This is a genomic window from Thauera sp. 28, from assembly GCF_000310145.2.
Lineage (GTDB): Bacteria > Pseudomonadota > Gammaproteobacteria > Burkholderiales > Rhodocyclaceae > Thauera > Thauera mechernichensis.
The window spans coordinates 127,902-154,110 of sequence record NZ_AMXA01000002.1; the positions used below are offsets into that span (position 1 = coordinate 127,902).

Sequence of the window (26,209 nt, forward strand, 5' to 3'; positions counted from 1 at the left end):
CGGAATACAATCAGGGTAACAGCGCAAATATTTGCAACCCGATCCCGAGCAGACGAGTCCGACCATGCATAAACCAGACACCCGCGCACCCGAGACGCCGGCAACCCGGTTCCTGCGCCAGCACGGCATCGCATTCTCGAGCCACCTTTACGAATACGAAGAGCACGGCGGGACCGCCGTATCCTCGCGTGAACTCAATGTGAGCGAACATGCCGTGGTGAAAACCCTCGTCATGGAGGATGAAAACGCCCAACCGCTGATCGTACTGATGCATGGCGATCGCAAGGTATCCACCAAGGAACTCGCGCGCCAGATTCCATGCAAGCATGTCGAAACCTGCAAACCCGAAACCGCCAACCGACACACGGGTTTTCTCGTCGGCGGCACGTCGCCGTTCGGTACTCGCAAGACAATGCCCATTTACATGGAACGCACCATTCTCGATCTACCGCTCGTCTATATCAATGGCGGACGCCGCGGCTTCCTCGTTGGCATTCATCCGCACGACCTGTTGCGCGTGCTCAAGCCGGTGCTGGTGCAGGTTGCAAACTGAGCGGATTGACCCAGTCGACCACGTTGTGAAATCCCTCAAGCAATCCCATGTTGGCAATTTCAATTCGCTTCGGTAAATGGCACAATTCGAATTGCACGTGAATCACTCAATGAAGCACAGCCAGAACTGAGTGCCAGTATTTCTCAGCGCTCAATTCAAGGGCCTCGATTCGCCATTGAACATACCCGGAGACCTCATGGACCTATCCACCTACACCCTGCCCGAGCTGCGCAAACTCCAAGCAAAGATCGAGGCCGAAATCCGTCGCCGCAGCGATACGACGCGCCGCACCTTGCTCAAGCGCATGCAGAAAATGGCAGCAGACGAAGGCCTGACGCTGGGTGATCTGCTCGAAGCTGCTCCTGCCCCCGCCGCCGAAACCAAACCGGCAGCCAAGCGCGCGGCACGCGGCACGGCTAAGAAGGCCAAGCCAGCTCCCGTGGTCAAGTACCGCAATCCTGCCAACCCGGAACAAGGGTGGAGCGGGCGCGGGCGCAAGCCGCAATGGGCCCTTGACTGGATCGCCCAAGGCAAGCCGCTTGAAGAACTCGCCGCCTGACGCTTCTCCAGCTCAAGCGGCACAGGCCGCAAGCGTCAATCTGAAGAATGCCGTGATCGCCTGGTCAACACATCCAGGCCATTACGGCATTTTCACGCAGGCCATGCACTGCGTTCACTCAGCGCTCATATCCGGGCGCCATCAACAGCGCCCTTCAATAGCCGCCATGCAATGACGCCATTGCCGCACAGCGGCGAATCAGGGCATTGCTGAGGATTCAGGCGGTCGGCGGCACGACGACGCCATCGCGGCTGCGCTGAATGAACACCCCGACGCGCCTCACGTCCTTCATCACCCCGATCTTGGCCAGTTTGAGCTTGACCCAAGGAGCGCGAAACTCGTCGAACAGCAGATTCACGATGAACTCACCGAGGCTCTCAATAAGATTGAAATGACGCTCCGCGAGCTCCTGCCGGATACGGGCAGTGACAACCGCATAATCAATCGTGTCGGCAATGTCATCATGCGCTGTCGCGGCCTCCGGAACGCCGAAAGTAAGATTGAGCTCGACAACCTGAGGCCCTGTCTTCTCGCGCTCGTAGATCCCGACCCAGGCCTTGACGCGCAACTCTTCGATGAAGATGAAATCCATGCTGCTTCCCGTTTAGAATCCCTGCAATTCTAGCCTGCCCCCATGCCAGACGGCCGGACCGCATCGCATTTGCCGCCCCGAAGCGCCCACGCGGCGCTCATCCGCCCCCACCAAAGCGGGCGCCCTGTCGTCGCCCATCCGAGGAATCATGATGTCGCTCCTGTTGCTGATCGTCGCAGCCTACCTGCTCGGTTCGATCCCGTTTGCCATCGTCACCAGCAAGCTATTCGGCCTGCAGGATCCTCGCCAGTATGGCTCGGGCAATCCAGGAGCCACCAACGTGCTACGCAGCGGCAACAAGGCTGCGGCCGCACTGACGCTGCTCGGAGACAGCCTTAAAGGCTGGTTTGCGGTATGGCTGGCGATGCGGCTTGGCTTTGAGCCGGGCGAAGCTGCCCTTGCCGGGCTCGCGGCCTTTCTCGGCCATGTGTTCACGATCTTCCTGCGCTTCAATGGCGGCAAAGGCGTCGCCACTGCGCTCGGCGTACTGGCCGGCGTTGACGCCCGGATTGCCATCTTCAGTGCCATCATCTGGCTGATGATCGCCTACACGACGCGCTACTCCTCGGCCGCGGCACTCGCGGCCGCAATCGCGGCGCCGCTGGCCAGCCTGCATTTCGTCGGACCAGGCATGGCGACGGGGGTACTGGCGGCAATGTCGGCGATGCTCATCTGGCGTCACAAGGAAAACATCGCCCGCCTGCGCGCGGGTACCGAAGGCCGCATCGGCGGCAAAAAAAAGGACGCGGGCAACGCAAACTGAACACCATTGCCGCAACCGCAAGCCCCTACTCAGGCGGCAGACATATTCGGCGGCGCCAGTTCGACCAACGGCCAGCGCGGACGAATCTTCACCGCGCGGGCAACCGCCCCACGCTCACCCGCAGCCAGGCGCATCGCACCGGCAAACGCAATCATCGCGCCATTGTCGGTACATAGCGCCGGCTCGGGGTAATGAACCCGCCCGCCGCGCCGGGCGAGCGCGGCGTCGAGCGTCTCACGCAGGCAACGGTTGGCACCGACCCCACCAGCCACGACCAGCGTCTTGAGTCCGACCTTCTTGAGCGCTGCGATCGACTTCGCGCACAGGACCTCCACCACAGCCAACTGGAAGTCGGCAGCCAGATCCGCCATGTAAGCCGGCTGCCAGTCAGCCCCCTGGACGACATTGAGCACGGCCGTCTTCAATCCGCTGAAGCTGAAATCCAGATCGCCCGAATGCAGCATCGGACGCGGCAAACGAAAACGCCCTGACTGCCCCTGCGCTGCGAGCGCGGCAAGCTGCGGCCCGCCCGGATAGCCCAGACCAAGCAATTTTGCAGTCTTGTCGAAGGCCTCGCCCGCGGCGTCATCGACCGACTCCCCCAGCAAGGCGTAGTCACCCACCCCGCGCACGCGCATGAGCTGGGTATGCCCGCCCGACACCAGCAGAGCGACGAATGGAAAGGCCGGCGGATCGGCCGACAACAGCGGCGACAACAGATGCCCTTCGAGGTGATGCACAGGCAAGGCGGGAATCCCGCGCGCAAGCGCAAACGACTCCGCCACGCTGGCACCGACCAGCAGCGCCCCGGCCAATCCGGGCCCTGCGGTATAAGCCACGGCGTCGATATCACCGAGCCCCAGCCCGGCCTGCCTCACGGCCTCCTTCATCAGCAAGGGCAAGCGCCGGATGTGATCGCGCGAGGCGAGCTCGGGCACGACGCCACCATAGGCCGCGTGAAGGTCGATCTGCGAGTGCAGGCAATGCGACAGCAGGCCCGCCTCGGTGTCGTAGATCGCCACACCGGTCTCGTCGCAGGAGGTCTCGATACCGAGCACTTTCATGTCTTGCACCTCAGGGTTCCAGGCCGGCATTCTAACCGCAGTCGACAGCCGATCGAAAAATGCCCCTTGCGACAACGTCCCGAGTCAGTTATATTCGCGGTCTTTCTGCCCACCAGACACCCAAGGAAGTCCGCAATGCCCGGTATCCGCGTCAAGGAAAACGAGCCGTTTGAAGTTGCGATCCGCCGCTTCAAGCGCACCATCGAGAAGACCGGTGTGCTGACCGAACTGCGCTCGCGCGAGTTCTACGAGAAGCCCACCGCCGAGCGCAAGCGCAAGCTGGCCGCCGCAGTGAAGCGCAATCACAAGCGCCTGCGCAGCCAGACGCTGCCGCCGAAGCTGTACTGATTCGTCTCGCACCCGCCCTGCGGGTTGCATGCACGCCGGCCGAAGATCGTCCGATCCTCGCCCGGCGTAGTGCTTTTTGACGTCCGTCGCGACACGGCCACACGGCCAGGCCTGCACGGACAGACGCCTACGCTCGATGATCCCCCAGTCCTTCGTCCAGGAACTGCTGTCTCGCATCGACATCGTCGACGTCATCGAGCGCTACCTGCCGCTCAAGAAGAGCGGCGCGAACTACTTCGCCTGCTGCCCTTTTCACGGCGAAAAGTCCGCCTCGTTCTCGGTCAGCCCCTCCAAGCAGTTCTATCACTGTTTCGGCTGCGGCGTGCACGGCAGCGCCATCGGCTTCCTGATGGAATACAGCGGGCTCGGCTTCGTCGATGCAGTCAAGGAGCTCGCCAGCCAGGTTGGTCTGCAGGTACCCGACGACGGCCGCAACGCTAACACCCATGACGACGCCAGCGAGCGCCTGTACGAAGCCGTAGCACTGGCCGCACGTTTCTACCGCGACCAGCTCAAGCCTGCGCGCAACGCGGTCGACTACCTGAAGCGCCGAGGCCTGTCGGGCGAGGTTGCCGCACGCTTCGGGCTGGGCTACGCACCCGACGAATGGCAGGCACTGCAGAAGATCTTCCCCGACTACGACGCCAAGACCCTTGCCGATGCCGGACTCGTCATCGACAACGACCAGGGACGGCGATATGACCGCTTTCGCGGTCGCATCATCTTCCCGATCCACGACCGCCGTGGGCGCATCATCGCATTTGGCGGGCGCGTGCTCGACAAGGGCGAGCCCAAGTACCTGAACTCGCCGGAAACGCCGCTGTTCGAGAAGGGCCGCGAACTCTACGGCTTCTTCCTCGCACAAAAGGCCATCCGCGACACTGGCTTCGCCGTGGTGGTCGAGGGCTACATGGACGTCGTCGCCCTGGCCCAGTACGGCATCGAGAACGCGGTCGCCACGCTTGGTACGGCAACCACGCCGCAGCACATCCACACCCTGCTCCGCCAGACCGACCGGGTCGTATTCTGCTTCGATGGCGACGCCGCAGGCCGTCGTGCAGCCTGGCGTGCATTGGAGAACGCGCTCGAATCACTGCGCGACGACGCCACCCTTGCCTTCCTGTTCCTGCCAGCCGAGCACGACCCGGACTCCTTCGTGCGCGCCCATGGCGCAGACAGCTTCCGCACCGCTGCGACCGCGGCCACGCCACTGGCAAGTTTCCTGATCCAGGAGCTTGCCGGCCGCCACCCACTCGACACCGCCGAGGGGCGGGCCGCCTTCGTGCACGAGTCCGCCCCGCTGGTGAACCGGATCGGAGCCCCGCTGCTACGCCTGCAGGTCGTGAAGTCGGTGGCGGAAACAAGCGGACTGACCCAAGCCGAGGTCGAACTGGCGCTGAGCGAACTGGCGGCGCGCACGCCGCGCCGACGCGCCACACCCGACGCACCCCCCAAGGCATCGACCACCACCTCGCCTGACGAGCCGAGCGCTGCACCGCCGCGCCCGCGCCGCAGCCCGCAGCCCACCCAGCGTTCGCGACCGCACGGCCGCCGCAAGCCGCCGTCGACGACGGGAACGCTGCTGCGCCTGGTCCTGCAGCACCCGACCTGGGCCGCTCGCCTGCCCGTGAGCCTGGTACCCGACAGCAGCCCCGAAGGCCTTGCACTGATCGCCATCATCGACATGCTGAGCCTGGGCGAACCCATCCCCGCGGGCGGCCTGGGCGCCCTGATAGAGCGCTTCCGCGACACTCCGCACGCCGAAACCCTCTCCCGCGTCGCGGCGGAACTCGTCGAATCCGAATTTGACGAAGCCGTGGTCGAGACGCTTTTCGAGGACGCATTGCGCAAGCTGCACGCCGACAGCGTCGGCAATGAGATCGCCGCCCTGCTACAAAGAGATCGTGAATCCGGCCTGGACGCCGCCGGACGCCACCGGCTCGGCGAACTGCTGATCGAGAAACGGAACCTCGCCAGCAGCGGCAAAGTCTCAGATTTATAGTACAATTTCGGGTTTCTCATTTTCTTACACCCTCACCTGAGGAGTGCTATGGCACGCGAAAAAGCCAAGGATCCGCGCAAGGACGGCGCCACGAAGGGCCGCCCCTCGAAGGCGAAGGACAAGGCATCACCGGTCGTCGAAAGCCCCGCAGCCACCCCGTTGGATGCGGAGGTGCGGCGCACGCGCCTGAAGACCCTGATCACGCTCGGCAAGGAACGTGGCTACCTCACCTACGCCGAGATCAGCGACCACCTGCCCGACGACGTCGCCGACGCCGAGCAGATCGAAGGCATCATCGCCACGTTCAACAACATGGGCATCCAGGTCTACGACGAGGCTCCGGCCGCGGAAGACCTGCTCATGTCGGACAGCGTCGCGACCAACGTCGACGAGGACGTCGCCGAAGAGGAGGCCGAGCAGGCACTGTCGTCGGTCGACTCCGAGTTCGGCCGCACCACCGACCCGGTGCGCATGTACATGCGCGAGATGGGCACGGTCGAGCTGCTCACCCGCGAGGGCGAAATCGAGATCGCCAAGCGCATCGAGGACGGCCTCAAGCACATGGTGCAGGCCATCTCCGCCTGCCCCACCACGATCGCCGAGATGCTCGAGATCGTCGACCGCATCGCGCGCGATGAAGCCAAGATCGATGAACTCGTCGACGGTCTGATCGACCCCAACGCCAGCAGCGAAGAAGGCGCGGACGACGACGCCGCAGCCAGCGCCGAGGAGGAGGACGAAGACAGCGAAGACGAGGATGGCGCCGACGACAGCGAGGACGAGGAAGACGATGCCGACAGCGCCGAGCGCGCCAACGCCGCCTCGCTGCTCCAGCTCAAGAACGATGCGCTCGCCCGCTTCGACGTCATCCGCGAACTGTATGCCCGCAAGATGACGGTCCTCGACAAGAAGGACTCGCAGGACAAGGCCTACCTCGAGCTCAAGCAGCAGATCTCGGACGAACTGCTCAACATCCGCTTCACCGCCAAGGCCATCGAAAAGCTGTGCGATTCGGTCCGCCACATGGTCGAGCAGGTGCGCAGCCACGAACGCCAGATCCTGCAATTGTGCGTCGACCGCGCCGGCATGCCGCGCCAGCACTTCATCAAGGTCTTCCCCGGCCAGGAAGTGAACCTCGACTGGCTCAAGGACGAGATTGCCTCCGGCAAGAACTACGCCGAAGGCCTCATGCGAATCCACCCGGCGGTGCTCGAGGAGCAGCAGAAGCTCATCGACCTGCAGGACCGGATCGGCATTCCGCTCAAGGAGTTGAAGGACATCAACCGCCAGATGTCCACCGGCGAAGCCAAGATGCGCCGCGCCAAGCGCGAGATGACCGAGGCCAACCTGCGCCTGGTGATCTCGATCGCCAAGAAGTACACCAACCGCGGCCTGCAGTTCCTCGACCTGATCCAGGAAGGCAACATCGGCCTGATGAAGGCGGTGGACAAGTTCGAATACCGCCGCGGCTACAAGTTCTCGACTTATGCGACGTGGTGGATCCGCCAGGCCATCACGCGCTCGATCGCCGACCAGGCACGCACCATCCGCATCCCGGTGCACATGATCGAGACGATCAACAAGATGAACCGCATCAGCCGCCAGATCCTGCAGGAAACCGGGCAGGAACCGGATCCGGCGACGCTGGCCGAGAAGATGGAGATGCCCGAGGAGAAGATCCGCAAGATCATGAAGATCTCCAAGGAGCCGATCTCCATGGAGACGCCGATCGGCGACGACGACGACTCGCACCTGGGTGACTTCATCGAGGACACGGCTACCCTTGCCCCGGCCGAAGCAGCGATGTACTCCGGCTTGCGCGACGCCACCTGCGAGGTGCTCGACTCGCTGACCCAGCGCGAAGCCAAGGTGCTGCGCATGCGCTTCGGCATCGAGATGAACACCGACCACACGCTGGAAGAAGTCGGCAAGCAGTTCGACGTCACCCGCGAACGCATCCGCCAGATCGAAGCCAAGGCGCTGCGCAAGCTGCGTCACCCGAGCCGCTCGGAGAAGCTGCGCAGCTTCCTCGACAGCGACGCGTAGAGGTTCCAGTAGCACCGGGCCTCTAGCTCATGCCTGGTTAGAGCAGCGGACTCATAATCCGTTGGTGCTGGGTTCGACTCCCAGGGGGCCCACCAATCGCATCAAGCACTTACGCCAGCCCTTCGGGGCTGGCGTTTTGCTTTTCGGGGCACCATTGCCTCGTTCGCGCGCAGGGCAAGTGCGCCCGTTCGCAATGCCAGCGCACAGACCTGTCGTCGTAACCGCGAATAATCGACACGAAGGGCCGTGATGTCGAAGGCGTCGACACATCGGTCGGCGCCGACGCGAAAAGCCGTGTCGTAGACGTGACGATGGGGACCGAAGTCCCCACCGGCTTTTCTTTGGTAACAAGGCTCAAGCAGCCTCGGCATAGACCTTAAGCGGCCAGTGCGAAACGCTCATCGTTGGCGTTTATGGATTTGCGCGGATTACGTCCGTCGCCTCTCGGGTTGCCTGCTCACCTTTGCCCGCCCTGTCGAAACCAGTACACCCCCACCCAAACGCACTCCCGAATGCCCTTGGGTGGAGGTGAGGGGAATCGAACCCCTGTCCAGAACGCCTCCAGATTGCCGGGATTACAACCATGACCGTGATGGTACGCAGTTCGGCTCACGCATTCAATGCCTGAGCCCGCTCAACGCCTCACGCTTTTGTAAGCGGATGCCACACCCCGCCCGCAGCACGGCGGACGCGGGAAACACGGGCTCGCGGCCAAACCGCCGCTACGTCGCGCATCGGAAGCCTCACGCAACGCTGGGCCCGGAGGCCGGGAAGAGCGATAATGGCGGACTTCCGACAAAGCGGACACGATTCGATGAAGCGCGTAGATGACTTTCGCCTGCGACTGGGCGCCGATGAACTGGTACCGATCATGGTGGGCGGCATGGGCGTGGACATTTCCACCGCCGACCTCGCGCTCGAAACAGCCCGGCTAGGTGGCGTCGGTCATATTTCGGACGCGATGCTCCCGACCGTGTCCGATCGTCGTTACAACACCAAGTACGTCAAGAACAAGCTGCAGCAGTACAAGTTCAACGTTGCCAACGCCGACAAGTCGGTGGTGCAGTTCGATCTTGGCCTGATTGCCGAAGCCACCGCCACCCATGTCGCGCGCACCATGGAACGCAAGCGCGGACCTGGCATGGTGTTCATCAACTGCATGGAGAAGCTGACCATGAACGCGCCCAAGGACACCCTCCGGGTGCGCCTGCGCACGGCCATGGACCACGGCATCGACGGCATCACCCTGGCGGCGGGCCTGCACCTGGGGTCCTTTGCGCTGATCGAGGACCATCCCCGCTTCAAGGACGTCAAGCTCGGCATCATCGTCAGCTCGCTGCGCGCGCTGCAGCTGTTCCTGAAGAAGAGCGCACGCACTGGCCGCATGCCCGACTACGTAGTGGTCGAGGGGCCGCTCGCCGGCGGCCACCTCGGTTTTGGCATGGACTGGGCGCAATACGACCTTGCTGCCATCGTCGCCGAGATCACCGACTGGCTGCGCGAACAGCAGCTCGACATCCCGCTGATCCCGGCCGGCGGCATCTTCACTGGCACGGACGCAGTGAATTTCCTCGAAGCCGGAGCGAGCGCGGTCCAGGTCGCGACCCGCTTCACCGTAACCAAGGAGTGCGGCCTGCCCGACGAGGTCAAGCAGGACTACTTCAAGGCCAAGGAAGACGAGATCGAGGTGAACCAGATCTCGCCCACCGGCTATCCGATGCGGATGCTCAAGAGTAGTCCGGCAATCGGCTCCGGTATCCGCCCCAACTGCGAGGCTTACGGCTACCTGCTCGACTCCAGCGGCAACTGCCAGTACATCGAGGCCTACAACCGCGAGGTGGCTGCTCACCCGGACGCGAAGAAGGTCAAGGTGTTCGACAAGACCTGTCTGTGCACCCACATGCGCAACTTCGACTGCTGGACCTGTGGCCATTACACCTACAGGCTCAAGGACACGTCCTCGCTGGACGACAATGGAGACTACCGCCTGCTCAGTGCCGAGCACGTCTTCAACGACTATCTCTACAGCACTGACAACAGGATCGCGCTGCCGGACTGAGCGTACGCGCGGGCAGTCGCCTTGACAATGCCCGCGGTGCGAACTAATTCCTCGGCAGGACGGCTGTGGAGACCAATACTGCCACCATGGACAGTCGCGAATCCGCTCCGATGAAAGTCGTCGTCGTCGACGACACGCCGCTCAACCTTGTGTTGATGGGCAAGCTCGTCGACCGTCTGCCGGGCACGCAGGCCCACACCTTCGAGCGCCCCATCGAGGCGCTGACCTGGTGCCTCGAGAACGAGGCCGACCTGATCATCGTCGACTACATGATGCCGGCGATGGACGGCGTGGAATTCATCCGCCGCATCCGCGCCAACCGCCGCGCCGACGACCTGCCGATCCTGATGGTCACCGCCAGCCACGAGCGCAGCGTGCGCTACGAAGCGCTCGAATGCGGCGCCAACGACTTTCTCACCAAGCCGATCGACGGGCACGAGTTCGAGCCTCGTGTGCGCAACATGCTCAAGTTGCGCGAGGCGCATCTTGCCACCCGCCAGCGCGCCGAGACCCTGGCAGAGGAGGTGCGCAAAGCCACTGCCGAAATCGTAGACCGCGAACGCGAGACGATCACCCGCCTGTCACGCGCCGCCGAGTTCCGCGACCCCGAAACCGGCGCCCACATCCAGCGCATGTCGCACTACTCAGCGCTCATTGCCGAGCGCCTTGGGCACGGCCAGGCATTTGCCCAGGACCTGCTGATGGCAGCACCGATGCACGACGTCGGCAAATTGGGTATCCCCGACACGATCCTGCTCAAGCCGGGGCGGCTGACTACCGATGAATTCGAAGTCATGAAACGCCACCCGCAGATCGGCTACGACATTCTCAAGGAGTCGTCCTCCAGCATCTTGCGCCTGGGCGCCACCATCGCGCTCACTCACCACGAGAAGTTCGACGGCAGCGGCTACCCGCGAGGCCTTGCAGGCGACAGCATCCCCCTCGAAGGGCGCATCGTCGCGGTGGCCGACGTGTTCGACGCACTCACCTCGGAACGCCCCTACAAGCCCGCATGGCCGCTCGCACGAGCGATCGGCCTGTTGCGCGAGGGTCGCGGCAGCCATTTCGACCCCAATTGCGTCGACGTCTTCCTGCAGTCATGGGACGAAGTCCAGCTCATCCGCCAGCGCTTCCAGGACGAGCACGAAAGCGCGGCGGTTGCCTGACCCCCAGCGGGCCCGCAAGAGTCACTCACTCTCAGCTGCGGCGCTCGATCAGCTCGACCTTGTAGCCGTCCGGATCCTCGACGAAGGCGATGACCGTCGTGCCATGCTTCATCGGCCCTGCCTCGCGAACCACCTTGCCGCCGCGCGCACGAATGTCCTCACAGGCCTTGCGCGCATCTTCGACCTCGAGCGCGATGTGGCCATAGGCGTTGCCGAGCTCGTAGCGGTCTACGCCCCAGTTGTGCGTCAGCTCGAGCACCGCGCCGTCCATTTCGTCCTGATAGCCGACGAAGGCGAGCGTGAACTTTCCGTCCGGGTAGTCCTGTCGGCGCAGCAAGCGCATGCCGAGCACTTCGGTGTAGAAGGCAAGGGAGCGATCGAGATCGCCGACGCGCAGCATGGTGTGAAGGATTCGCATGGTTTTTTGTCCTTGTGCTTGGGTTGGGTTGGGTTCAGTCTTCCTGCATGAGCGGCACCCCCACCGCCGGCGCCTCAGGACCGATGACGGGCAAGGTCGCCGCGGCCCGCCGCAATGCGGCACGCGCCTCGCGCCAGTCCGGATACAGCCGTTCGACGACCGCCCAGAAGCGCGGCGAATGGTTCATCTCGGCCAGGTGAGCCACCTCGTGGGCGACCACATAGTCGATCAGCTCGGGGACGAGGTGTATCAGTCGCCAATGCAGGCGGATGCCGGAGCGCTGGCTACAGCTCCCCCAGCGCGTGCGCGCATTGGACAGTCGCACCGCGGGCACGGCGCGGCCGAGCCTCAGGCAGTACTCCTCGACACGGGCACGATACCAGCCCAGCGCCCGTGCCTGAAGGGCGCGCAGAAGTGCCTTCTGGGCACTGCTGCAGGCGGCCGGCAGCAAAAGCTCCTCGCCACCGTCCTCGCCCACACGCCAGCGCACGCCCCGCCCCGCCACGAGCCGCAAGGTCAGCGGCTTGCCGAGGACGGGAAGTTGCACCCCGTCTGCGATCTCGATGCGCACTTGGGCTGGTGCACCGGCATGCGCCCGCAGCCGGTCGAGCAACCAGCGGCCATGGCCGCGCACGAAGCGCTCGACCTCGCCCAGGGGCATCTGCAATGGTACGGCAACACGCGCACCACGGTGATCGACCTGCAGCGCCATCGAACGTCGCGCGGAACGTCGCAGCACGAGGGCCACCGGTGTGCCATCGATGACCAGGTGGTAGGCCTGGTGCTGCGACGAAGGCGCCGCGACCGCCGCCAATGCCCCGCTCAAGCCTTGTCTTCCCACTCCACGCCACGCGCATCGAGATCGGCCCTGATGCAGGCCATCGCCTCGGCCACGCGTGCCGCCGTGCCCTTCATGCCGAGTTCGATCGATCGCCGCTGACCCTCTGAGGCGATCGTCGGCAGGCTGAACAGCGTCGCATCGGGGAAGTCCGCGGTGATCCTGCGCATCAGGCCGATGAGCTGGCCCTCATAGGCATCCCAGACGGTGACGGCCGCCTCGACATAGTCCTCGGCGTGATGCAGGTGGCCATAGTGCGTGTCCAGCACCCACTCGACCATCGGCCAGGCCATCACCGGAAAGCCCGGAGCGAAGTAATGGCGGCGGATCGAGAACCCGGGAATACGGTTGAAGCTGTTGGGGATGATGTCGCTTCCCACGGGGTACACACCCATCTGCAGACGCTCGGCGGTGATCTCGTCACCGAAGCGGGCGCGAATCTCGCGCTCTGCCTCGGGATGGAGGGCGAGATCGAGCCCGAGCGCCGCAGCGGCGGCCTCACGCGTGCGGTCGTCTGGCGTGGCGCCGATGCCACCGAAGCTGAAAACCACATCGCCGGTGGCGAAGGTCTGGCGCAGGGTGTCGACAAGGCGATCGAGGTCATCTCCCGCGTAACGTGCCCACGACAGCTTGAGCCCGCGCGCGCCGAGCAGTTCGATGAGCTTGGCGAGGTGCTTGTCGCTGCGGCGCCCCGACAGGATCTCGTCACCGATGATGAGTGCGCCAAAGTTCATGACAGCTCCCGCGAACCGGATCCCCGAGCACCTGGCTCGGCATCGAGCACGGTCACGCCGTGCTGCAGCCGATGCTTACGCAGGGTTTCCAGCATGTAATGGACAAAGGCAAGGCCGGCAAAGGCCGGCGCCACCAAGTTGATCACCGGCACATAGGCCAGCAGCGCACTGCCGCCGCCCACCAGCAGCATCTGCGGCCGCCAGTCGGTGCGCAGGCGCTGCATCTCGTCGCGATCGGCATGCAGCATGAGAGCGTCGTAGCCAAACGCACGCTGGTTGAGCCAGCCGGTCAGCACCACCGAGGCGAGCAGGCCGACACCGGGGATCAGCCAGAACGGCAAGGAGACGATCAAGGCCACGAGAAAGAGCACCCCGGCGACGATCGAGTTCCAGGCGCTGCCAAGGTTCGAGCCGCCACGACGCAGCTCGATGTCCGCATAGTCGCTGCGGCCGATGCGCTCGAGCATCAGCGGCAGCGCAATCGTGGCCACCAGCAGTGCCGCTGTCACGTAAATCAGGGGTACGAGGAGCAGCGCAACCGCAAACTTGATCAGCACCAGCATCACCGCCGCCGCTGCCTCGGATGCCGACAGCCAGCTACCGACGAAGGCCCAGCCGCTGACCCAGCCGAACACGCCCTCGGTAACCGGCGTCCACAGCAGCACCGCAAGTACGGACCACAGCACCGTCGCCAGCACGCCCGGCCATACCAGGTGCCAGAAGATGTCCCGCCTCAGCAGGCTGCGGCCAGCGCGACCGAAGGCAAGCACGATGTCCTTCATGGCTCCTCCACTCAGCGCGGCAGCCCCGGGAAGCCGCCGGGCATCATGCCCTTCATGGCTCGCATCATCTTGCCCATGCCGCCCTTGGAGAACTGCTTCATCACCTTCTGCGTCTGTTCGAACTGGTTGAGCAGGCGGTTGACCTCCTGCACCGTCACACCCGCACCCGCGGCGATACGACGCTTGCGGCTGGCCTTGAGCAGTTCGGGCTTGCTGCGTTCGAGCGGCGTCATCGAGTTGATGATGCCTTCGATGCGGCTGATCGCCTTTTCCTCTGCCCCGCCCTGAAGCTTGTCGGCGGCCGCCGCAAACTGCGCGGGCAGCTTGTCCATCATCGAAGCCAGGCCACCCATCTTGCGCATCTGGGCGATCTGCTCCTTGAAGTCGTTGAGGTCGAAACCCTTCCCGGTCTTGAGCTTTTGCGCGAAAGCACGGGCTTTTTCCTCGTCGACCCCGCGCCGGGCTTCCTCGACCAGCCCGAGAATGTCGCCCATGCCGAGGATACGGCTGGCCATACGGTCGGGGTGGAAGGGCTCGAGCCCGGAAAGCTTCTCGCCGACACCAGCGAACTTGAGCGGCTTGCCGGTGACGTGGCGCACCGACAGGGCTGCACCGCCGCGCGAATCGCCATCGAGCTTGGTGAGCACGACGCCGGTAAGGGGCAAGGCCTCGTTGAAGGCACGCGCGGTATTGACGGCATCCTGGCCCAGCATGGCGTCGACCACGAACAAGGTCTCGATCGGCGTTACCGCCGCATGCAAGGCCTTGATCTCGGCCATCATCGCCTCATCGACCGCCAGCCGGCCCGCGGTGTCGACGAGGAGGACGTCCATGTGGTGCTTGCGCGCGTGATCGAGCGCGGCAAGCGCAATATCCACCGGCTTCTGCTCGGCCGAAGACGGGAAGAAGCCCACGCCGGCCTGCGCGGCCACGGTCTTCAGCTGCTCGATGGCCGCCGGTCGATAGACGTCCGCCGACACCACCAGCACCTTCTTCTTGTGCTCTTCGTGCAACAGCTTGGCAAGCTTGCCGGTGGTTGTGGTCTTGCCTGCGCCCTGCAGGCCGGCCATCAGCACCACGGCCGGCGGCTGGGTCGACAGGTTCAGGCCCTCGTGGGCCCCGCCCATCAGCGCCTTCAGTTCGTCGTGGACCACGCCCACCAGCGCCTGGCCGGGCGTCAGCGAACCGACGACCTCCTGGCCGACGGCCTTTTCCTTGACGCGGGCGACGAAATCCTTGACCACGGGAAGTGCGACGTCGGCCTCGAGCAGGGCCATGCGCACCTCGCGCATCGCGTCCTGGATGTTGTCTTCGGTCAGGCGGGCCTGGCCGCGCAGCGTCTTGACGACTTTGGACAGGCGTTGAGTGAGATTGTCGAGCATTCTGGGGCAGGCCTTGGGCGCGTGACTTGGAGTAAACTGCAGCTACGTATGCGCACAATTCTACTTCATCTGCTTCCCGCCTCGCTTTATGCCGGCATCGGCGTCCTGTTCTGGCGCCAGTGCATGCTCGGCAAAGCCACCCCCGGCACCCGTCGCGAATGCATGAGCGGTCGAGAACGCGGCCTGCTGCTGCTCGCGCTGCTCGCACACGGCTTCGCCCTGCATGTGGGGATCTTCCCGGGCAACGAGATGCGTTTCGGTTTCGGTGTCGCACTATCGCTGATGGTGTGGCTGGCCGTCTGCTTCTACTGGGTCGAGACCTTGTACACGCGACTCGACGGGCTCCACGCCGTGGTCATGCCGGCGGGCGCGGTGGCCAGCCTGGTGCCGCTAGTCTTCCCCGGCGAGCACGTGCTCACCAACGCGGCATCCCCAGCATTCCGCGCACACTTCGTCGTCGCCATGCTGGCCTACAGCCTGTTTACGCTTGCAGCCTTGCACGCGATGCTGATGGCGGTCGCCGGCCGCCAGTTGCACAACGCACGCTTCAGCCGTCTGCTGTCGGGCTTGCCGCCGCTGCTCACGATGGAGGCCCTGCTGTTCAGGCTCATCAGCATCGCTTTCGTGCTGCTGACGCTGACGCTGGCGAGCGGCGTATTGTTCTCCGAGTCCCTGTTCGGCCAGGCCCTGCGCGTGGATCACAAGACCATCTTCGCGTTCATCTCCTGGCTGCTGTTCGGCAGCCTGCTGGTCGGCCGCCGGCTGTGGGGCTGGCGTGGCCGGATCGCGCTGCGGTGGACGCTCGCTGGCTTCGTGGCCCTCATGCTGGCCTACGTCGGCAGCCGCTTCGTGATCGAGGTCGTACTCAAGAGCCCGTACTGAGCATCAAGGTCGGCCCCAGGTTGACAGCGTCCTAGCCGGCACCAATACTCGGACGCTTTCCACTCCCTTACCGCTCCGTGTCGGATCTCACCCTGACGTTGCAGGCCGCAGCCCTGGTCGTGCTGCTCGTTCTCTCCGGCTGCTTCTCGATGTCCGAGACGGTCATGATGGCAGCCAACCGCTACCGGCTGCGCTCCCTGGCCAGCCAGGGCAACACCGGCGCCACACTGGCGCTTGACCTGCTGGCGAAAACGGACCGCCTGCTAGGCGTCATCCTGCTGTTCAACAACCTGGTGAACACCGCCGCCGCAACACTGGTGAGCGTGATCACGCTCGAGTTGTTCGGCAACGAGCGCTGGGCGCTCGGCGTCGCCACCCTGCTCGTCACCTTCGCCATCCTCGTCTTCGCGGAGATCACGCCCAAGGTCATTGGTGCAACCTACGCCGATCGCCTCGCACCCATCGTGGCCTACCCGCTCGCCGGCCTGCTGCGCGCGTTCTATTTCGTGGTGTGGTTCGTCAACCTGTTCTCCCGCGGCCTGCTATGGACGATCCGCCTGCAGCCCAAGGAAGGCGACAACGGTGCGTTATCAATCGATGAACTGCGCGCCATGGTCATCGACTCCGGCCAGTACATACCGCACAAGCACCGCAGCATGCTGGTTAACCTGTTCGACCTCGAGAACATCACGGTCGAGGACGTGATGACGCCGCGCGGCGCCATCGAGGCGATCGACCTCAGCGACCCGGAGGAACAGCTCCGCCGCCAGATTGCCACCAGCTTCCACACCCGCCTCGCGGTGTACGACGGTGACAGCGAGCATGTGATCGGCGTACTCCACCAGCGCCGGTTGCTCAGCGACACACTCCAGGACACCTTCTCGGTGGAGCGCATCCGCGAGTTGCTCACCCGCCCCTACTTCGTTCCCGCCGACACCCCACTCTATTCGCAGATCCAGTTCTTCCAGGAAAACCAGCAGCGCCTGGCCTTCGTTGTCGATGAGTATGGCGAGATCCTCGGCCTGATCACCCTGGAGGACATCATCGAGGAACTCATCGGCAAATTCACCACCAGCATCCCTGATGCCGGCAACCGCATGGCCTGGAGCGAGGAAGGCAACGTGCTGGTGGACGGCTCGGCGAACCTGCGCGAGCTCAACCGCCGCCTCGACCTGGCGCTGCCCACTGACGGTCCCAAGACACTCAACGGGCTGATCATCGAGTACCTTCAGGACATCCCGGAAGCCGGCGTATCGATGAAGATTGCCGACACGCCGATCGAGGTCGTGCAGACCCAGGACCGCATGATCCGCACGGCGCGACTGTTCCGCCCCCTCGCTCCGACACAGGCAGAAAGGAACGGACCATGACGCTCGACACCTCGCAAACCTTTACAAGGGCGGGTGCGCGGTGCAACATCCGCCGCACTCCGGACAAGAGCATGGCATGGCGGCAGCGACAAAACCGACCCTGAGCGGGTTCGCCAGGGCACTGATACAGCACGGACATCTGCAGGAAGCAGATGCGCAGGCCTGTTCCTCCCATGCCAACGAGGGCAGCAACGCATTCATCCTCGAGGTCGCCAGCCGCGGCCTGATGAAGTGCGCCGACATGGCGCGTTTTGCGGCCGAGACCTTCGGTTACCCCCTGCTCGACATCGCAGCGGTCGACGCCTCCTCATACGCACGTGACGCAGTCGATCGCAAGCTGATACAGAAGCACCAGATCGCACCTCTGGCCAAACGCCAGAATCGCCTCACGCTGGCTACCGCCGATCCGTCGAACATGCGGGCGCTTGACGAGATCCGCTTCCAGACCGGAATGCAGCTCGACCTCGTGATCGCCGAGGCCGACAAGCTCAAGCGCGTCATCGATGGGCTGGTCGAATCCGCGGCGGACACGCTGCGCGACCTCACGGGTGAAGCCTTCGACATGGACCTGCTGCAGCAGGACACGCCTGCGCAGCAGCAGCGCGACGAGGACGAGGCCTCAGAGGTCGATGACGCCCCCGTCGTCAAGTTCATCCAGAAGGTCCTGATCGACGCAATCAACGAGGGGGCCTCCGACATCCACTTCGAGCCCTACGAGAAGTTCTATCGCATCCGCGTACGCACCGATGGCATCCTGCGCGACATCGCCCAGCCGCCGTTGGTACTCAAGGAGAAGATCGCTGCCCGCATCAAGGTGATCTCGCGCCTCGACATCTCCGAGCGACGCGTCCCCCAGGACGGCCGCATGAAGCTGGTTTTGTCAAAGAACAAGGCCATCGACTTTCGCGTATCGACCCTGCCGACACTGCATGGCGAGAAGATCGTCATGCGCATCCTCGACCCGAGCTCGGCGATGCTCGGCATCGATGCGCTCGGCTACGAGCCCGACCAGCGCAAGGCGCTGCTCGCAGCGGTCGAGCGCCCCTACGGCATGATCCTCGTCACCGGCCCGACGGGCTCGGGCAAGACCGTGTCGCTCTACACCTGCCTCAACCTGCTCAACAAGCCGGGCGTGAATATCTCCACGGCAGAGGACCCGGCCGAAATCAACCTGCCCGGCATCAACCAGGTCAACGTCAACGAGAAGGCGGGGCTCACCTTCTCGGTCGCACTCAGGGCCTTCCTGCGCCAGGATCCCGATATCATCATGGTCGGTGAAATTCGCGACCTCGAGACCGCGGAGATCTCGATCAAGGCGGCGCAGACCGGCCACCTGGTGATGTCGACCCTGCACACGAACGACGCCCCCACCACGCTCGAGCGACTCAAGAACATGGGCGTGGCGCCGTTCAACATTGCATCGTCGGTGATCCTCATCACGGCACAGCGCCTCGCGCGCCGGCTATGCTCGTGCAAGAAGGCCGCGGACATTCCCTTCGAGGCGCTCATCGAGGCGGGATTCAGCGCCGAGGAACTGGACGGCAGCTGGCAACCCATGGGGCCGGTCGGCTGCGACCGCTGCAAGGGCAGTGGCTACAAGGGGCGCCTGGGCATCTACCAGGTCATGCCGATCAGCGAGGAGATCGCCCACATCATCATGACCGGCGGCAACTCGATGGACATCGCGGCGCAGGCGGAACGCGAAGGCGTGCGCGACCTGCGCAAGTCCGGGCTTCTCAAGGTCAAGCAGGGTATAACCTCGCTCGAAGAAGTCCTGGCGACGACCAACGAATAGAACAAGGACATCCGATCTCATGGCCACAGCAAGCCGGGCACCACGTGCCAAGGGTCCCAAGGAAGACCTATACACCTGGGAGGGCAAGGACAAGACTGGCAAGGTCGTTCGCGGCGAGATCCGTGCCAACGGCGACGCCATGGTCCAGGCGATGCTGCGCCGCCAGGGCATCCAGGTCAGCAAGGTCAAGAAGCAGAAGATGTCTCGTGGTGGCCGCATCAGCGACAAGGACATCGCGCTCTTCACCCGCCAGCTCGCCACCATGATGAAGTCCGGCGTACCGCTGCTGCAGGCCTTCGATATCGGCATGAAGGGTTCGGCCAACCCGGCGCTTTCGCGCCTGCTCAACGATATCCGCAACGACGTCGAGACCGGCTCCAACCTGTCGCAGGCTTTTGCCAAGCACCCTCAGCATTTCGACAAGCTGTTCTGCAATCTCGTCGCCGCTGGCGAACAGGCGGGCATCCTCGACTCCCTGCTCGACCGCATCGCGACCTACAAGGAAAAGATTCTCGCCATCAAGAGCAAGATCAAGTCGGCGCTGTTCTACCCCGCTGCGGTGGTCGTGGTTGCCGGCCTGGTGATCTCGATCATGATGCTGTTCGTCATTCCCGAGTTCAAGAACGTGTTCGCCGGTTTCGGTGCGGACCTGCCGGCGCCAACGGAGATGGTGATCGCGATCTCGGATGCCTTCGTTGCCTACTGGTATCTCATCTTTGGCGGCCTGTTCGCAGCCATTGCGGCGATCGCCTGGAGCTACAAGCGCTCGACGGCCATGCAGATCGCATTGGACAAGGCCATTTTGCGCTTCCCGGTGATCGGCCCCATCATCCGCAAGGCAACGGTCGCACGCTGGACGCGCACGCTGTCGACCATGTTCGCCGCGGGGGTGCCGCTTGTCGAGGCGCTCGATTCGGTAGGCGGCGCCTCGGGCAACCATGTGTATCTGGTTGCGACGCGCGAGATCCAGTCCGAGGTCAGCAGCGGCACCAGCCTGACCATTGCCATGCAGAACGCCGAGGTCTTCCCAACGATGGTGGTCCAGATGGTGTCGATCGGCGAAGAGTCAGGCCAGCTCGATTCGATGCTGAGCAAGGTCGCCGACTTTTTCGAACAGGAGGTGGACGACGCCGTCGCCGGCCTGTCGCAACTGCTCGAACCGTTGATCATGGTATTCCTGGGCACGGTGATCGGCGGCCTGGTGGTCGCGATGTACCTGCCCATCTTCAAGATCGGCGCGGTGGTCGGCTAGATGGAGGCCCTGCTGCAAGACCCGCTCGTATTCGCAGGCCTCGCTGCACTGCTGGGCCTGTTCGTGGGCAGCTTCCTCAACGTCGTCATCCACCGCCTGCCAAAGATGATGGAGCGCGACTGGCATGCCCAGGCGGCGGAATTACGCGGGGAGGCGGCCACTGAAGGCGAGCGCTTCAACCTCGCGACGCCGCGCTCGCGCTGCCCTCATTGCGGCCACCAGATCAGCGCACTCGAGAACATCCCCGTGGTCAGCTACGTCCTGCTGCGTGGCCGCTGCCGACACTGCGGCGCCGGCATCAGCAAGCGCTACCCCATCGTGGAGGCCTGTACGGCGCTGCTGTCGGGCTATGCGGCATGGCACTTCGGATTCGGACTCGCCGCGCTGGGCGCCCTGCTCTTCGTCTGGGCAATGGTCGCGCTCACCTTCATCGACCTCGACACCCAGCTTCTTCCCGACGACATCACACTGCCCCTGCTCTGGCTCGGCCTGGCCTTCAACCTCGCCGGCACCTACACCGAGCTTGCCGATGCCGTGGTGGGCGCCATGGCGGGCTACCTGGTGCTGTGGTCGGTGTTCTGGCTGTTCAAGCTCGCCACGGGCAAGGAGGGCATGGGCTATGGCGACTTCAAGCTGCTCGGCGCGATCGGTGCCTGGCTCGGCTGGCAGGTACTGCCTCTGACCATCCTGCTCTCCTCCTTGGTCGGCGCGGCGGTAGGTATCGTGCTCATCCTGTTCGCCCGCCACGGCCGCAACGTCCCCATCCCTTTCGGCCCCTACCTGGCAGCCGCAGGGCTGATCGCCCTGTTCTGGGGCGAACGGCTCACCAGCCACTACCTGGCCCTGCTCTGAGGCGCCCGCGGCGCGCTTGAAAGACACTGCGGGCACCCCCATATCACCAGCGCGCTGCGGCTTACCCGGCGCGCTTTTTCCTTATGCTGCATTGCGTTAGACTTGCGCACTTGTTTTCGGGAGCTCGTCATGCCCATCTACGAATACCGTTGTCCGAGCTGTGGTTTCCAGAAGGAACACCTGCAGAAAATGAGCGATCAACCGCTGAGCACCTGCCCGTCCTGCGGCAGCCAGGGCTATGCCAAACTGCTCTCCGCAGCCGGCTTCCAGCTCAAGGGTTCGGGCTGGTACGCAACCGACTTCAAGGGCGGCAGCACCGCCCCGGCAGCGACATCCCCGACCGAAACCCCCACCGCACCGGCCTGTGCCGGCGGTGGCTGCGCCTGCCACTGAGCGCACGCGCACAAGACAGCGGGATCGATACGGTCACGACGTGAAAAAATACTTCATCACCGGGCTGCTGATCTGGATCCCGCTAGCAATCACCTTCATGGTGCTGGCCTGGATCGTCAGCACCCTCGACGCAATCCTGCTCTGGCTGCCCAACGGCTTCCAGCCGCGTGACTACATGGGCTTCGACGTCCCCGGCGTCGGCGTGGTCGCGAGCCTGCTGATCGTGTTCCTCACCGGACTGGTGGCTGCCAACGTGCTCGGCCAGAAGCTGGTCAAGCTGTGGGAGGCGCTGCTCGCCCGCATCCCGGTGGTGAAGTCGATCTACTACAGCGTCAAACAAGTCTCCGATACGCTGTTTTCCAGCAGCGGCCAGGCCTTCCGCAAGGCCTTGCTGGTGCAGTACCCGCGCCAGGGCGCATGGACGATCGCCTTCCTGACCGGCCAGCCCGGCGGCGATGCGGCCAGGCACCTGGTCGGAGACTACGTCAGCGTCTATGTTCCAACCACGCCCAACCCGACTTCGGGCTTCTTCCTGATGATGCCGCGCGCCGACGTCATCGAGCTCGACATGAGCGTGGATGAAGCGCTCAAGTACATCATCTCCATGGGGGTGGTCGCACCGCCGCCGCGCAGGCCGCAGGCGCGTGCCGCCCTGCTCAACGAATGATGAGCGCGGGATAGGCCCGGAACCCCCCGAAGCGAACACAAGCCATTGAATCGAAGCGGCGCCCTGCGCCGCACAACCTGCCCGGAATCTTCACATGCGAACTCACTACTGCGGCAAAGTCACCGCTGCCGAACTCGACCAGATCGTCACCATCTGCGGTTGGGTGCATCGCCGCCGCGACCACGGCGGCGTGATCTTCATCGACCTGCGCGACCGCGAGGGCCTGGTTCAGGTCGTGTGCGACCCCGACCGCGCCGACATGTTCAAGACTGCCGAATCGGTGCGCAGCGAGTTCGTCCTCAAGATGAGCGGCAAGGTACGTCGCCGCCCGGCCGGCACCGAGAACGCCAACCTCACTTCGGGCGAGATCGAGGTGCTGTGCCACGACATCGAGGTGCTCAACGCCGCGGCCACGCCGCCTTTCCAGGTCGATGACGACAACCTGTCCGAAACGGTGCGCCTGACCAACCGCGTCATCGACCTGCGCCGCCCGCAGATGCAGAAGAACCTGATGCTGCGCTACAAGACCACGATGGCCTTCCGCCGCTTCCTCGACGCAGCCGGCTTCATCGACGTCGAGACGCCGATGCTCACCAAGAGCACGCCGGAAGGCGCACGCGACTACCTGGTACCGTCGCGGGTGCACCCGGGCCAGTTCTTCGCCCTGCCGCAGTCGCCGCAGCTCTTCAAGCAGTTGCTGATGGTGGCCGGTTACGACCGCTACTACCAGATCGTCAAGTGCTTCCGCGACGAGGACCTGCGCGCCGACCGCCAGCCCGAGTTCACCCAGGTCGACCTCGAGACGTCCTTCATGGACGAGCACGAGATCACCGCCCTGGTAGAAGAGATGATCCGCTTCGTGTTCAAGGAAGCGATGGCGGTCGAGCTGCCCGCGCCCTTCCCGCGCATGACCTATGCCGAGGCGATGCGCCGTTACGGCTCCGACAAGCCCGACCTGCGCGTGACGCTCGAGCTCACCGACGTCACCGACGCGGTGCAGGACGTCGCCTTCAAGGTCTTCAGCGGCCCCGCCACCTCGGGCGGCCGCGTCGCGGCCATGCGTGTTCCCGGCGGTAACAGCCTCACCCGCGGCGAAATCGACGAGTACACCAAGTTCGTCGGCATCTACGGCGCCCGCGGCCTGGCCTACATCAAGGTCAACGACGTCACCCAGCCCAACGAGCAGGGCCTGCAGTCGCCGATCGTCAAGAACCTGCACGAGACCGCGCTGCGTACCATCCTCGAGCGCACCGGTGCGCAGTCGGGCGACCTCATCTTCTTTGGCGCCGACAAGACCAAGGTGGTCAACGACGCGATGGGTGCGCTGCGCATCAAGCTCGGCCACGAGAAGGCTTATGTGACGGGCGAAGCCTGGTGCCCGCTGTGGGTGGTCGACTTCCCGATGTTCGAGTACGACGAGGACGACAAGCGCTGGACCGCCTGCCACCACCCCTTCACCAGCCCGAAGGACGAGCACATCGACCTGCTCGAGTCCAACCCTGGCGAGTGCCTGGCCAAGGCCTACGACCTCGCGTTGAACGGCTGGGAAATCGGCGGTGGCTCGGTGCGTATCCACCGCGCCGACGTGCAGGCGCGCGTGTTCGAGGCGCTCAACATCGGCGCCGAGGAGCAGCAGGCCAAATTCGGCTTCCTGCTCGACGCGCTCAAGTACGGCGCGCCCCCGCACGGCGGGCTGGCCTTCGGCCTCGACCGTATCGTCACCATGATGACCGGCGCCGAATCCATCCGTGACGTGATCGCCTTCCCCAAGACCCAGCGCGCCCAGTGCCTGCTCACCGACGCGCCGAGCAGCGTGGACGAGAAGCAGCTGCGCGAACTGCACATCCGCCTGCGCCAGAAGGTGCAGACCGATGTCGAGATCAGCCGCGACTGAGACGACAGGCCGCAACAGCACCACCGCAAGCCCCTGCGGCGAGGAAGTCCCCCATTTCCTGCCGCAGGGGCTTCAGCCTTTGCGTCGGCTGCCGTAATCTATGGTCATTGCACGCTCAATCGTGCCTTTGACCGCGAGACCGAGCACCCCATGCTGCTGCCCCACGAGATCGATGTTCTCGTTGTCGAGAGCCAGGCGACGATGCGCACGCAGCTGCGCACGATGCTGAACTCCATTGGCGTCGAATCACCGCAGTTCGCCGTGTCGGCGACGATGGCGATGCGCAAGCTGCGCGAGCAGCGCTTCGACCTCATCCTGTGCGAGTACAACCTGGGCGATGGCCAGGATGGTCAGCACCTGCTCGAAGACCTGCGCCAGCACGAGATCATCCCGCTCGACACCTTGTTCGTGATGATCACCGGCGAGCGCAACTACGAGCGCGTCACAAGCGCCTGCGAGCTGCTACCCAACGACTACATCCTCAAGCCGCTGACCGCGGAGACGCTTCGCGTGCGGCTGCTGCGCGCACTCGAAAAACGCGATGCCTTCCTGCCCGCGTGGCAACTGATGCGTATCGGCGACCCGGTGGGCGCAATCGAATACTGCCGCATCGCGCGCGACGAACATCCGACGCTTCTGGTGGATTTCATGCGGCTGGAGGCAGAGCTGCACGCCAGCATCGGCCAGGTCGCGGAGGCCGAATCGCGCTACCGCGAGATCCTGTCCGCACGCAGCATCCCCTGGGCGGTGCTCGGCCTCGCCCGCATGCTGCTGCTCAGGAAGGCCTACATCGGGGCCGAGCACGTGCTCGACGAGGTTCTCGCCCGTCACGAGCGCTTCATCGAGGCCTACGAACTGCTCGCGCGCCTCTACGAGGAAACCGGCCGTCCGGAACAAGCCTGCACGACCCTCGAGAAGGCGACCAGCCTGTCGCCCTACCGCAGCCGCCGCCTGCGCCAGTTGGGTACCCTTGCACTATCGACCGGTGATGCGGCAAGCGCGGAGCGCAACCTGGCCGAGGTCGTTCAGCGCGGCAAGTACTCGGAGTTCCGCGACCCCGAGGATCACATCCGCCTGCTCCAGGCCCAGCTCGCACAGCAGAAGGTGGATGATGCACGCAGCACGCTGAACGACCTCGAACGCAACATGGGCAGGCAGGCCAAGGGCGAGCTGTGCGCCGCCGTTGGCAACGCCCTGCTGCACGCGCACCAGCAGGACAAGGCCGCCGCCCGCCAGGCGATGGTCAGCGCCCTGCGCCACGGCGACCGTATTCGCGAACTGTCGGTCGCACTGCGCCAGGATCTGATCAGTTCCTGCCTCGACCAGCAGCTCGACGACCAGGGCAGCGCCCTGCTCGCCGACCTGATGCGCACCTCGGCCGATGATCGCACGCTCGAGACGACGCGCGCGGCCTTGAAGGCACGTGGCCTCGACCAGCTCTCCCGTGAAATCGAGGCTCAGATACAGGCCGAGGTGAAGTCGCTTGTCACCACGGGCGCAGAAAAAGCCCACGCTGGTGATTACGAAGGCGCGGTGAGCGAGATGATGAACGCCGCCCGCAAGATGCCGGGCAATCCGCATGTGCTGTTCAATGCCGCCCTCGCGCTACTGCGCCACATCGAGCACCGCGGCTGGAATGATGCATTCGCCGTCCAGGCCCGCAACCTCATTCAGCGTGCCCAGCGCCTGTCCCCCGCGAATCCGCGCCTAGCGGCCATCACCGCCTTCATGCACGAACTGATCAAGCGCTACGGCATCCGCCCCGAGCGCGTGATGCAGAAGACGCGCACCGCCTGAC

General features: G+C 64.4%; 24 protein-coding genes, 1 tRNA gene and 1 other RNA gene. 18 read left to right on the forward strand and 8 right to left on the reverse strand.

Going from position 1 to position 26,209, the window contains the following annotated elements; translation table 11 throughout:
* Positions 1–64 precede the first annotated feature (64 nt).
* Together ybaK and C662_RS02615 are read left to right on the forward strand one after the other, a co-directional pair.
* On the forward strand, positions 65–553 hold the full coding sequence (gene ybaK / locus C662_RS02610) for a Cys-tRNA(Pro) deacylase (protein ID WP_002924635.1): 489 nt from the start codon (positions 65–67) through the stop codon (positions 551–553).
* Positions 554–749: 196 nt separating this feature from the next.
* Complete coding sequence (locus C662_RS02615) at positions 750–1,112, forward strand: H-NS histone family protein (protein WP_002924637.1); 363 nt, start codon at positions 750–752, stop codon at positions 1,110–1,112.
* Between the two features lie 217 nt (positions 1,113–1,329).
* Here C662_RS02615 and C662_RS02620 read toward each other — a convergent pair whose 3' ends face one another.
* Entirely contained in the window at positions 1,330–1,704 is a 375-nt protein-coding gene (locus C662_RS02620; RefSeq protein ID WP_002924639.1) for a dihydroneopterin aldolase, read from the reverse strand.
* Between the two features lie 151 nt (positions 1,705–1,855).
* Here C662_RS02620 and plsY point away from each other — a divergent pair, with 151 nt between their 5' ends.
* Positions 1,856–2,467: a glycerol-3-phosphate 1-O-acyltransferase PlsY gene (gene plsY, locus C662_RS02625; protein WP_198291757.1), complete on the forward strand. Its 612-nt coding sequence runs from the start codon at positions 1,856–1,858 to the stop codon at positions 2,465–2,467.
* A 29-nt stretch (positions 2,468–2,496) separates the two neighbouring features.
* Here the strand turns inward: plsY and tsaD are convergent, their stop codons facing one another.
* On the reverse strand, positions 2,497–3,531 hold the full coding sequence (tsaD, locus tag C662_RS02630; RefSeq protein WP_002924643.1) for a tRNA (adenosine(37)-N6)-threonylcarbamoyltransferase complex transferase subunit TsaD: 1,035 nt from the start codon (positions 3,529–3,531) through the stop codon (positions 2,497–2,499).
* A gap of 135 nt (positions 3,532–3,666) precedes the next feature.
* On the opposite strand from tsaD, the gene rpsU reads away from it, so the two are divergent.
* The 4 genes from rpsU to C662_RS02650 all read left to right on the forward strand — a co-directional run bounded on the left by rpsU (position 3,667) and on the right by C662_RS02650 (position 8,022).
* Complete coding sequence (rpsU, locus tag C662_RS02635; protein WP_002924646.1) at positions 3,667–3,879, forward strand: 30S ribosomal protein S21; 213 nt, start codon at positions 3,667–3,669, stop codon at positions 3,877–3,879.
* Positions 3,880–4,015: 136 nt separating this feature from the next.
* Entirely contained in the window at positions 4,016–5,881 is a 1,866-nt protein-coding gene (dnaG, locus tag C662_RS02640; protein WP_002924648.1) for a DNA primase, read from the forward strand.
* A gap of 48 nt (positions 5,882–5,929) precedes the next feature.
* Positions 5,930–7,927 (forward strand): RNA polymerase sigma factor RpoD, encoded by a 1,998-nt coding sequence (rpoD, locus tag C662_RS02645; protein WP_002924650.1) that lies wholly within the window; start codon positions 5,930–5,932, stop codon positions 7,925–7,927.
* Between the two features lie 16 nt (positions 7,928–7,943).
* Positions 7,944–8,022 (forward strand) — tRNA-Ile (locus tag C662_RS02650).
* A 211-nt stretch (positions 8,023–8,233) separates the two neighbouring features.
* Here the strand turns inward: C662_RS02650 and ssrA are convergent.
* Positions 8,234–8,561, reverse strand: a transfer-messenger RNA (tmRNA) gene (ssrA, locus tag C662_RS19875).
* Between the two features lie 180 nt (positions 8,562–8,741).
* On the opposite strand from ssrA, the gene C662_RS02655 reads away from it, so the two are divergent.
* Both C662_RS02655 and C662_RS02660 read left to right on the forward strand, forming a co-directional pair.
* Positions 8,742–9,986, forward strand: coding sequence for a nitronate monooxygenase (locus C662_RS02655; protein ID WP_002924652.1), 1,245 nt, complete (start codon positions 8,742–8,744; stop codon positions 9,984–9,986).
* Positions 9,987–10,072: 86 nt separating this feature from the next.
* Positions 10,073–11,152 carry an HD domain-containing phosphohydrolase gene (locus C662_RS02660; protein WP_002924653.1) on the forward strand — a complete coding sequence of 360 codons (1,080 nt, stop codon included), beginning with the start codon at positions 10,073–10,075 and terminating at the stop codon, positions 11,150–11,152.
* A 31-nt stretch (positions 11,153–11,183) separates the two neighbouring features.
* Here the strand turns inward: C662_RS02660 and gloA are convergent, their stop codons facing one another.
* Genes gloA through ffh form a run of 5 tightly spaced genes read right to left on the reverse strand, consistent with a single transcriptional unit; the run spans position 11,184 to position 15,306 of the window.
* Entirely contained in the window at positions 11,184–11,570 is a 387-nt protein-coding gene (gene gloA, locus C662_RS02665) for a lactoylglutathione lyase (protein ID WP_002924655.1), read from the reverse strand.
* A gap of 34 nt (positions 11,571–11,604) precedes the next feature.
* Complete coding sequence (locus C662_RS02670; RefSeq protein ID WP_002924657.1) at positions 11,605–12,384, reverse strand: M48 family metallopeptidase; 780 nt, start codon at positions 12,382–12,384, stop codon at positions 11,605–11,607.
* Between the two features lie 8 nt (positions 12,385–12,392).
* Positions 12,393–13,142, reverse strand: coding sequence for a competence/damage-inducible protein A (locus C662_RS02675; RefSeq protein WP_002924659.1), 750 nt, complete (start codon positions 13,140–13,142; stop codon positions 12,393–12,395).
* On the reverse strand, positions 13,139–13,924 hold the full coding sequence (locus C662_RS02680) for an EI24 domain-containing protein (RefSeq protein ID WP_002924661.1): 786 nt from the start codon (positions 13,922–13,924) through the stop codon (positions 13,139–13,141). The genes C662_RS02675 and C662_RS02680 overlap by 4 nt, the downstream gene beginning before the upstream one ends.
* An 11-nt stretch (positions 13,925–13,935) precedes the next feature.
* A complete protein-coding gene (ffh, locus tag C662_RS02685; RefSeq protein WP_002924663.1) occupies positions 13,936–15,306 on the reverse strand; it encodes a signal recognition particle protein in 1,371 nt (456 codons plus the stop codon).
* Between the two features lie 48 nt (positions 15,307–15,354).
* Between ffh and C662_RS02690 the strand changes: the two genes are divergently transcribed.
* From C662_RS02690 to C662_RS02730, 9 genes are all read left to right on the forward strand, one after another.
* Positions 15,355–16,188 (forward strand): cytochrome C assembly family protein, encoded by an 834-nt coding sequence (locus C662_RS02690; protein WP_002924665.1) that lies wholly within the window; start codon positions 15,355–15,357, stop codon positions 16,186–16,188.
* A gap of 77 nt (positions 16,189–16,265) precedes the next feature.
* Positions 16,266–17,558, forward strand: coding sequence for an HlyC/CorC family transporter (locus C662_RS02695; RefSeq protein ID WP_037984027.1), 1,293 nt, complete (start codon positions 16,266–16,268; stop codon positions 17,556–17,558).
* Positions 17,559–17,634: 76 nt separating this feature from the next.
* Positions 17,635–19,353, forward strand: a complete 1,719-nt coding sequence (pilB, locus tag C662_RS02700; protein WP_002924671.1) for a type IV-A pilus assembly ATPase PilB — start codon at positions 17,635–17,637, stop codon at positions 19,351–19,353.
* A 19-nt stretch (positions 19,354–19,372) separates the two neighbouring features.
* Entirely contained in the window at positions 19,373–20,605 is a 1,233-nt protein-coding gene (locus C662_RS02705) for a type II secretion system F family protein (protein WP_002924672.1), read from the forward strand.
* The gene (locus C662_RS02710) at positions 20,606–21,457 is read left to right on the forward strand and encodes a prepilin peptidase (RefSeq protein ID WP_002924675.1); all 852 of its coding nucleotides are present in this window, start codon (positions 20,606–20,608) and stop codon (positions 21,455–21,457) included. It abuts the gene before it with no gap.
* A 129-nt stretch (positions 21,458–21,586) separates the two neighbouring features.
* Entirely contained in the window at positions 21,587–21,850 is a 264-nt protein-coding gene (locus C662_RS02715; RefSeq protein WP_002924677.1) for an FmdB family zinc ribbon protein, read from the forward strand.
* 40 nt (positions 21,851–21,890) lie between these two features.
* The gene (locus C662_RS02720; RefSeq protein WP_002924678.1) at positions 21,891–22,517 is read left to right on the forward strand and encodes a DUF502 domain-containing protein; all 627 of its coding nucleotides are present in this window, start codon (positions 21,891–21,893) and stop codon (positions 22,515–22,517) included.
* Positions 22,518–22,611: 94 nt separating this feature from the next.
* Positions 22,612–24,411, forward strand: coding sequence for an aspartate--tRNA ligase (aspS, locus tag C662_RS02725; protein WP_002924681.1), 1,800 nt, complete (start codon positions 22,612–22,614; stop codon positions 24,409–24,411).
* Between the two features lie 150 nt (positions 24,412–24,561).
* Positions 24,562–26,208, forward strand: coding sequence for a tetratricopeptide repeat-containing response regulator (locus C662_RS02730; protein ID WP_002924682.1), 1,647 nt, complete (start codon positions 24,562–24,564; stop codon positions 26,206–26,208).
* Position 26,209: the final 1 nt, after the last annotated feature.

Coding starts and splice junctions, on each gene's coding strand:
- C662_RS02730 (WP_002924682.1), top strand. CDS start 24,562: ATGCTGCTGCCCCACGAGATCGATGTTCTCGTTGTCGAGAGCCAGGCG.
- C662_RS02660 (WP_002924653.1), top strand. CDS start 10,073: ATGGACAGTCGCGAATCCGCTCCGATGAAAGTCGTCGTCGTCGACGAC.
- ffh (WP_002924663.1), bottom strand. CDS start 15,306: ATGCTCGACAATCTCACTCAACGCCTGTCCAAAGTCGTCAAGACGCTG.
- C662_RS02655 (WP_002924652.1), top strand. CDS start 8,742: ATGAAGCGCGTAGATGACTTTCGCCTGCGACTGGGCGCCGATGAACTG.
- C662_RS02680 (WP_002924661.1), bottom strand. CDS start 13,924: ATGAAGGACATCGTGCTTGCCTTCGGTCGCGCTGGCCGCAGCCTGCTG.
- plsY (WP_198291757.1), top strand. CDS start 1,856: ATGTCGCTCCTGTTGCTGATCGTCGCAGCCTACCTGCTCGGTTCGATC.
- C662_RS02615 (WP_002924637.1), top strand. CDS start 750: ATGGACCTATCCACCTACACCCTGCCCGAGCTGCGCAAACTCCAAGCA.
- C662_RS02705 (WP_002924672.1), top strand. CDS start 19,373: ATGGCCACAGCAAGCCGGGCACCACGTGCCAAGGGTCCCAAGGAAGAC.
- gloA (WP_002924655.1), bottom strand. CDS start 11,570: ATGCGAATCCTTCACACCATGCTGCGCGTCGGCGATCTCGATCGCTCC.
- rpoD (WP_002924650.1), top strand. CDS start 5,930: ATGGCACGCGAAAAAGCCAAGGATCCGCGCAAGGACGGCGCCACGAAG.
- tsaD (WP_002924643.1), bottom strand. CDS start 3,531: ATGAAAGTGCTCGGTATCGAGACCTCCTGCGACGAGACCGGTGTGGCG.
- ybaK (WP_002924635.1), top strand. CDS start 65: ATGCATAAACCAGACACCCGCGCACCCGAGACGCCGGCAACCCGGTTC.
- dnaG (WP_002924648.1), top strand. CDS start 4,016: ATGATCCCCCAGTCCTTCGTCCAGGAACTGCTGTCTCGCATCGACATC.
- pilB (WP_002924671.1), top strand. CDS start 17,635: ATGGCGGCAGCGACAAAACCGACCCTGAGCGGGTTCGCCAGGGCACTG.
- C662_RS02710 (WP_002924675.1), top strand. CDS start 20,606: ATGGAGGCCCTGCTGCAAGACCCGCTCGTATTCGCAGGCCTCGCTGCA.
- aspS (WP_002924681.1), top strand. CDS start 22,612: ATGCGAACTCACTACTGCGGCAAAGTCACCGCTGCCGAACTCGACCAG.
- C662_RS02715 (WP_002924677.1), top strand. CDS start 21,587: ATGCCCATCTACGAATACCGTTGTCCGAGCTGTGGTTTCCAGAAGGAA.
- C662_RS02620 (WP_002924639.1), bottom strand. CDS start 1,704: ATGGATTTCATCTTCATCGAAGAGTTGCGCGTCAAGGCCTGGGTCGGG.
- rpsU (WP_002924646.1), top strand. CDS start 3,667: ATGCCCGGTATCCGCGTCAAGGAAAACGAGCCGTTTGAAGTTGCGATC.
- C662_RS02675 (WP_002924659.1), bottom strand. CDS start 13,142: ATGAACTTTGGCGCACTCATCATCGGTGACGAGATCCTGTCGGGGCGC.
- C662_RS02690 (WP_002924665.1), top strand. CDS start 15,355: ATGCGCACAATTCTACTTCATCTGCTTCCCGCCTCGCTTTATGCCGGC.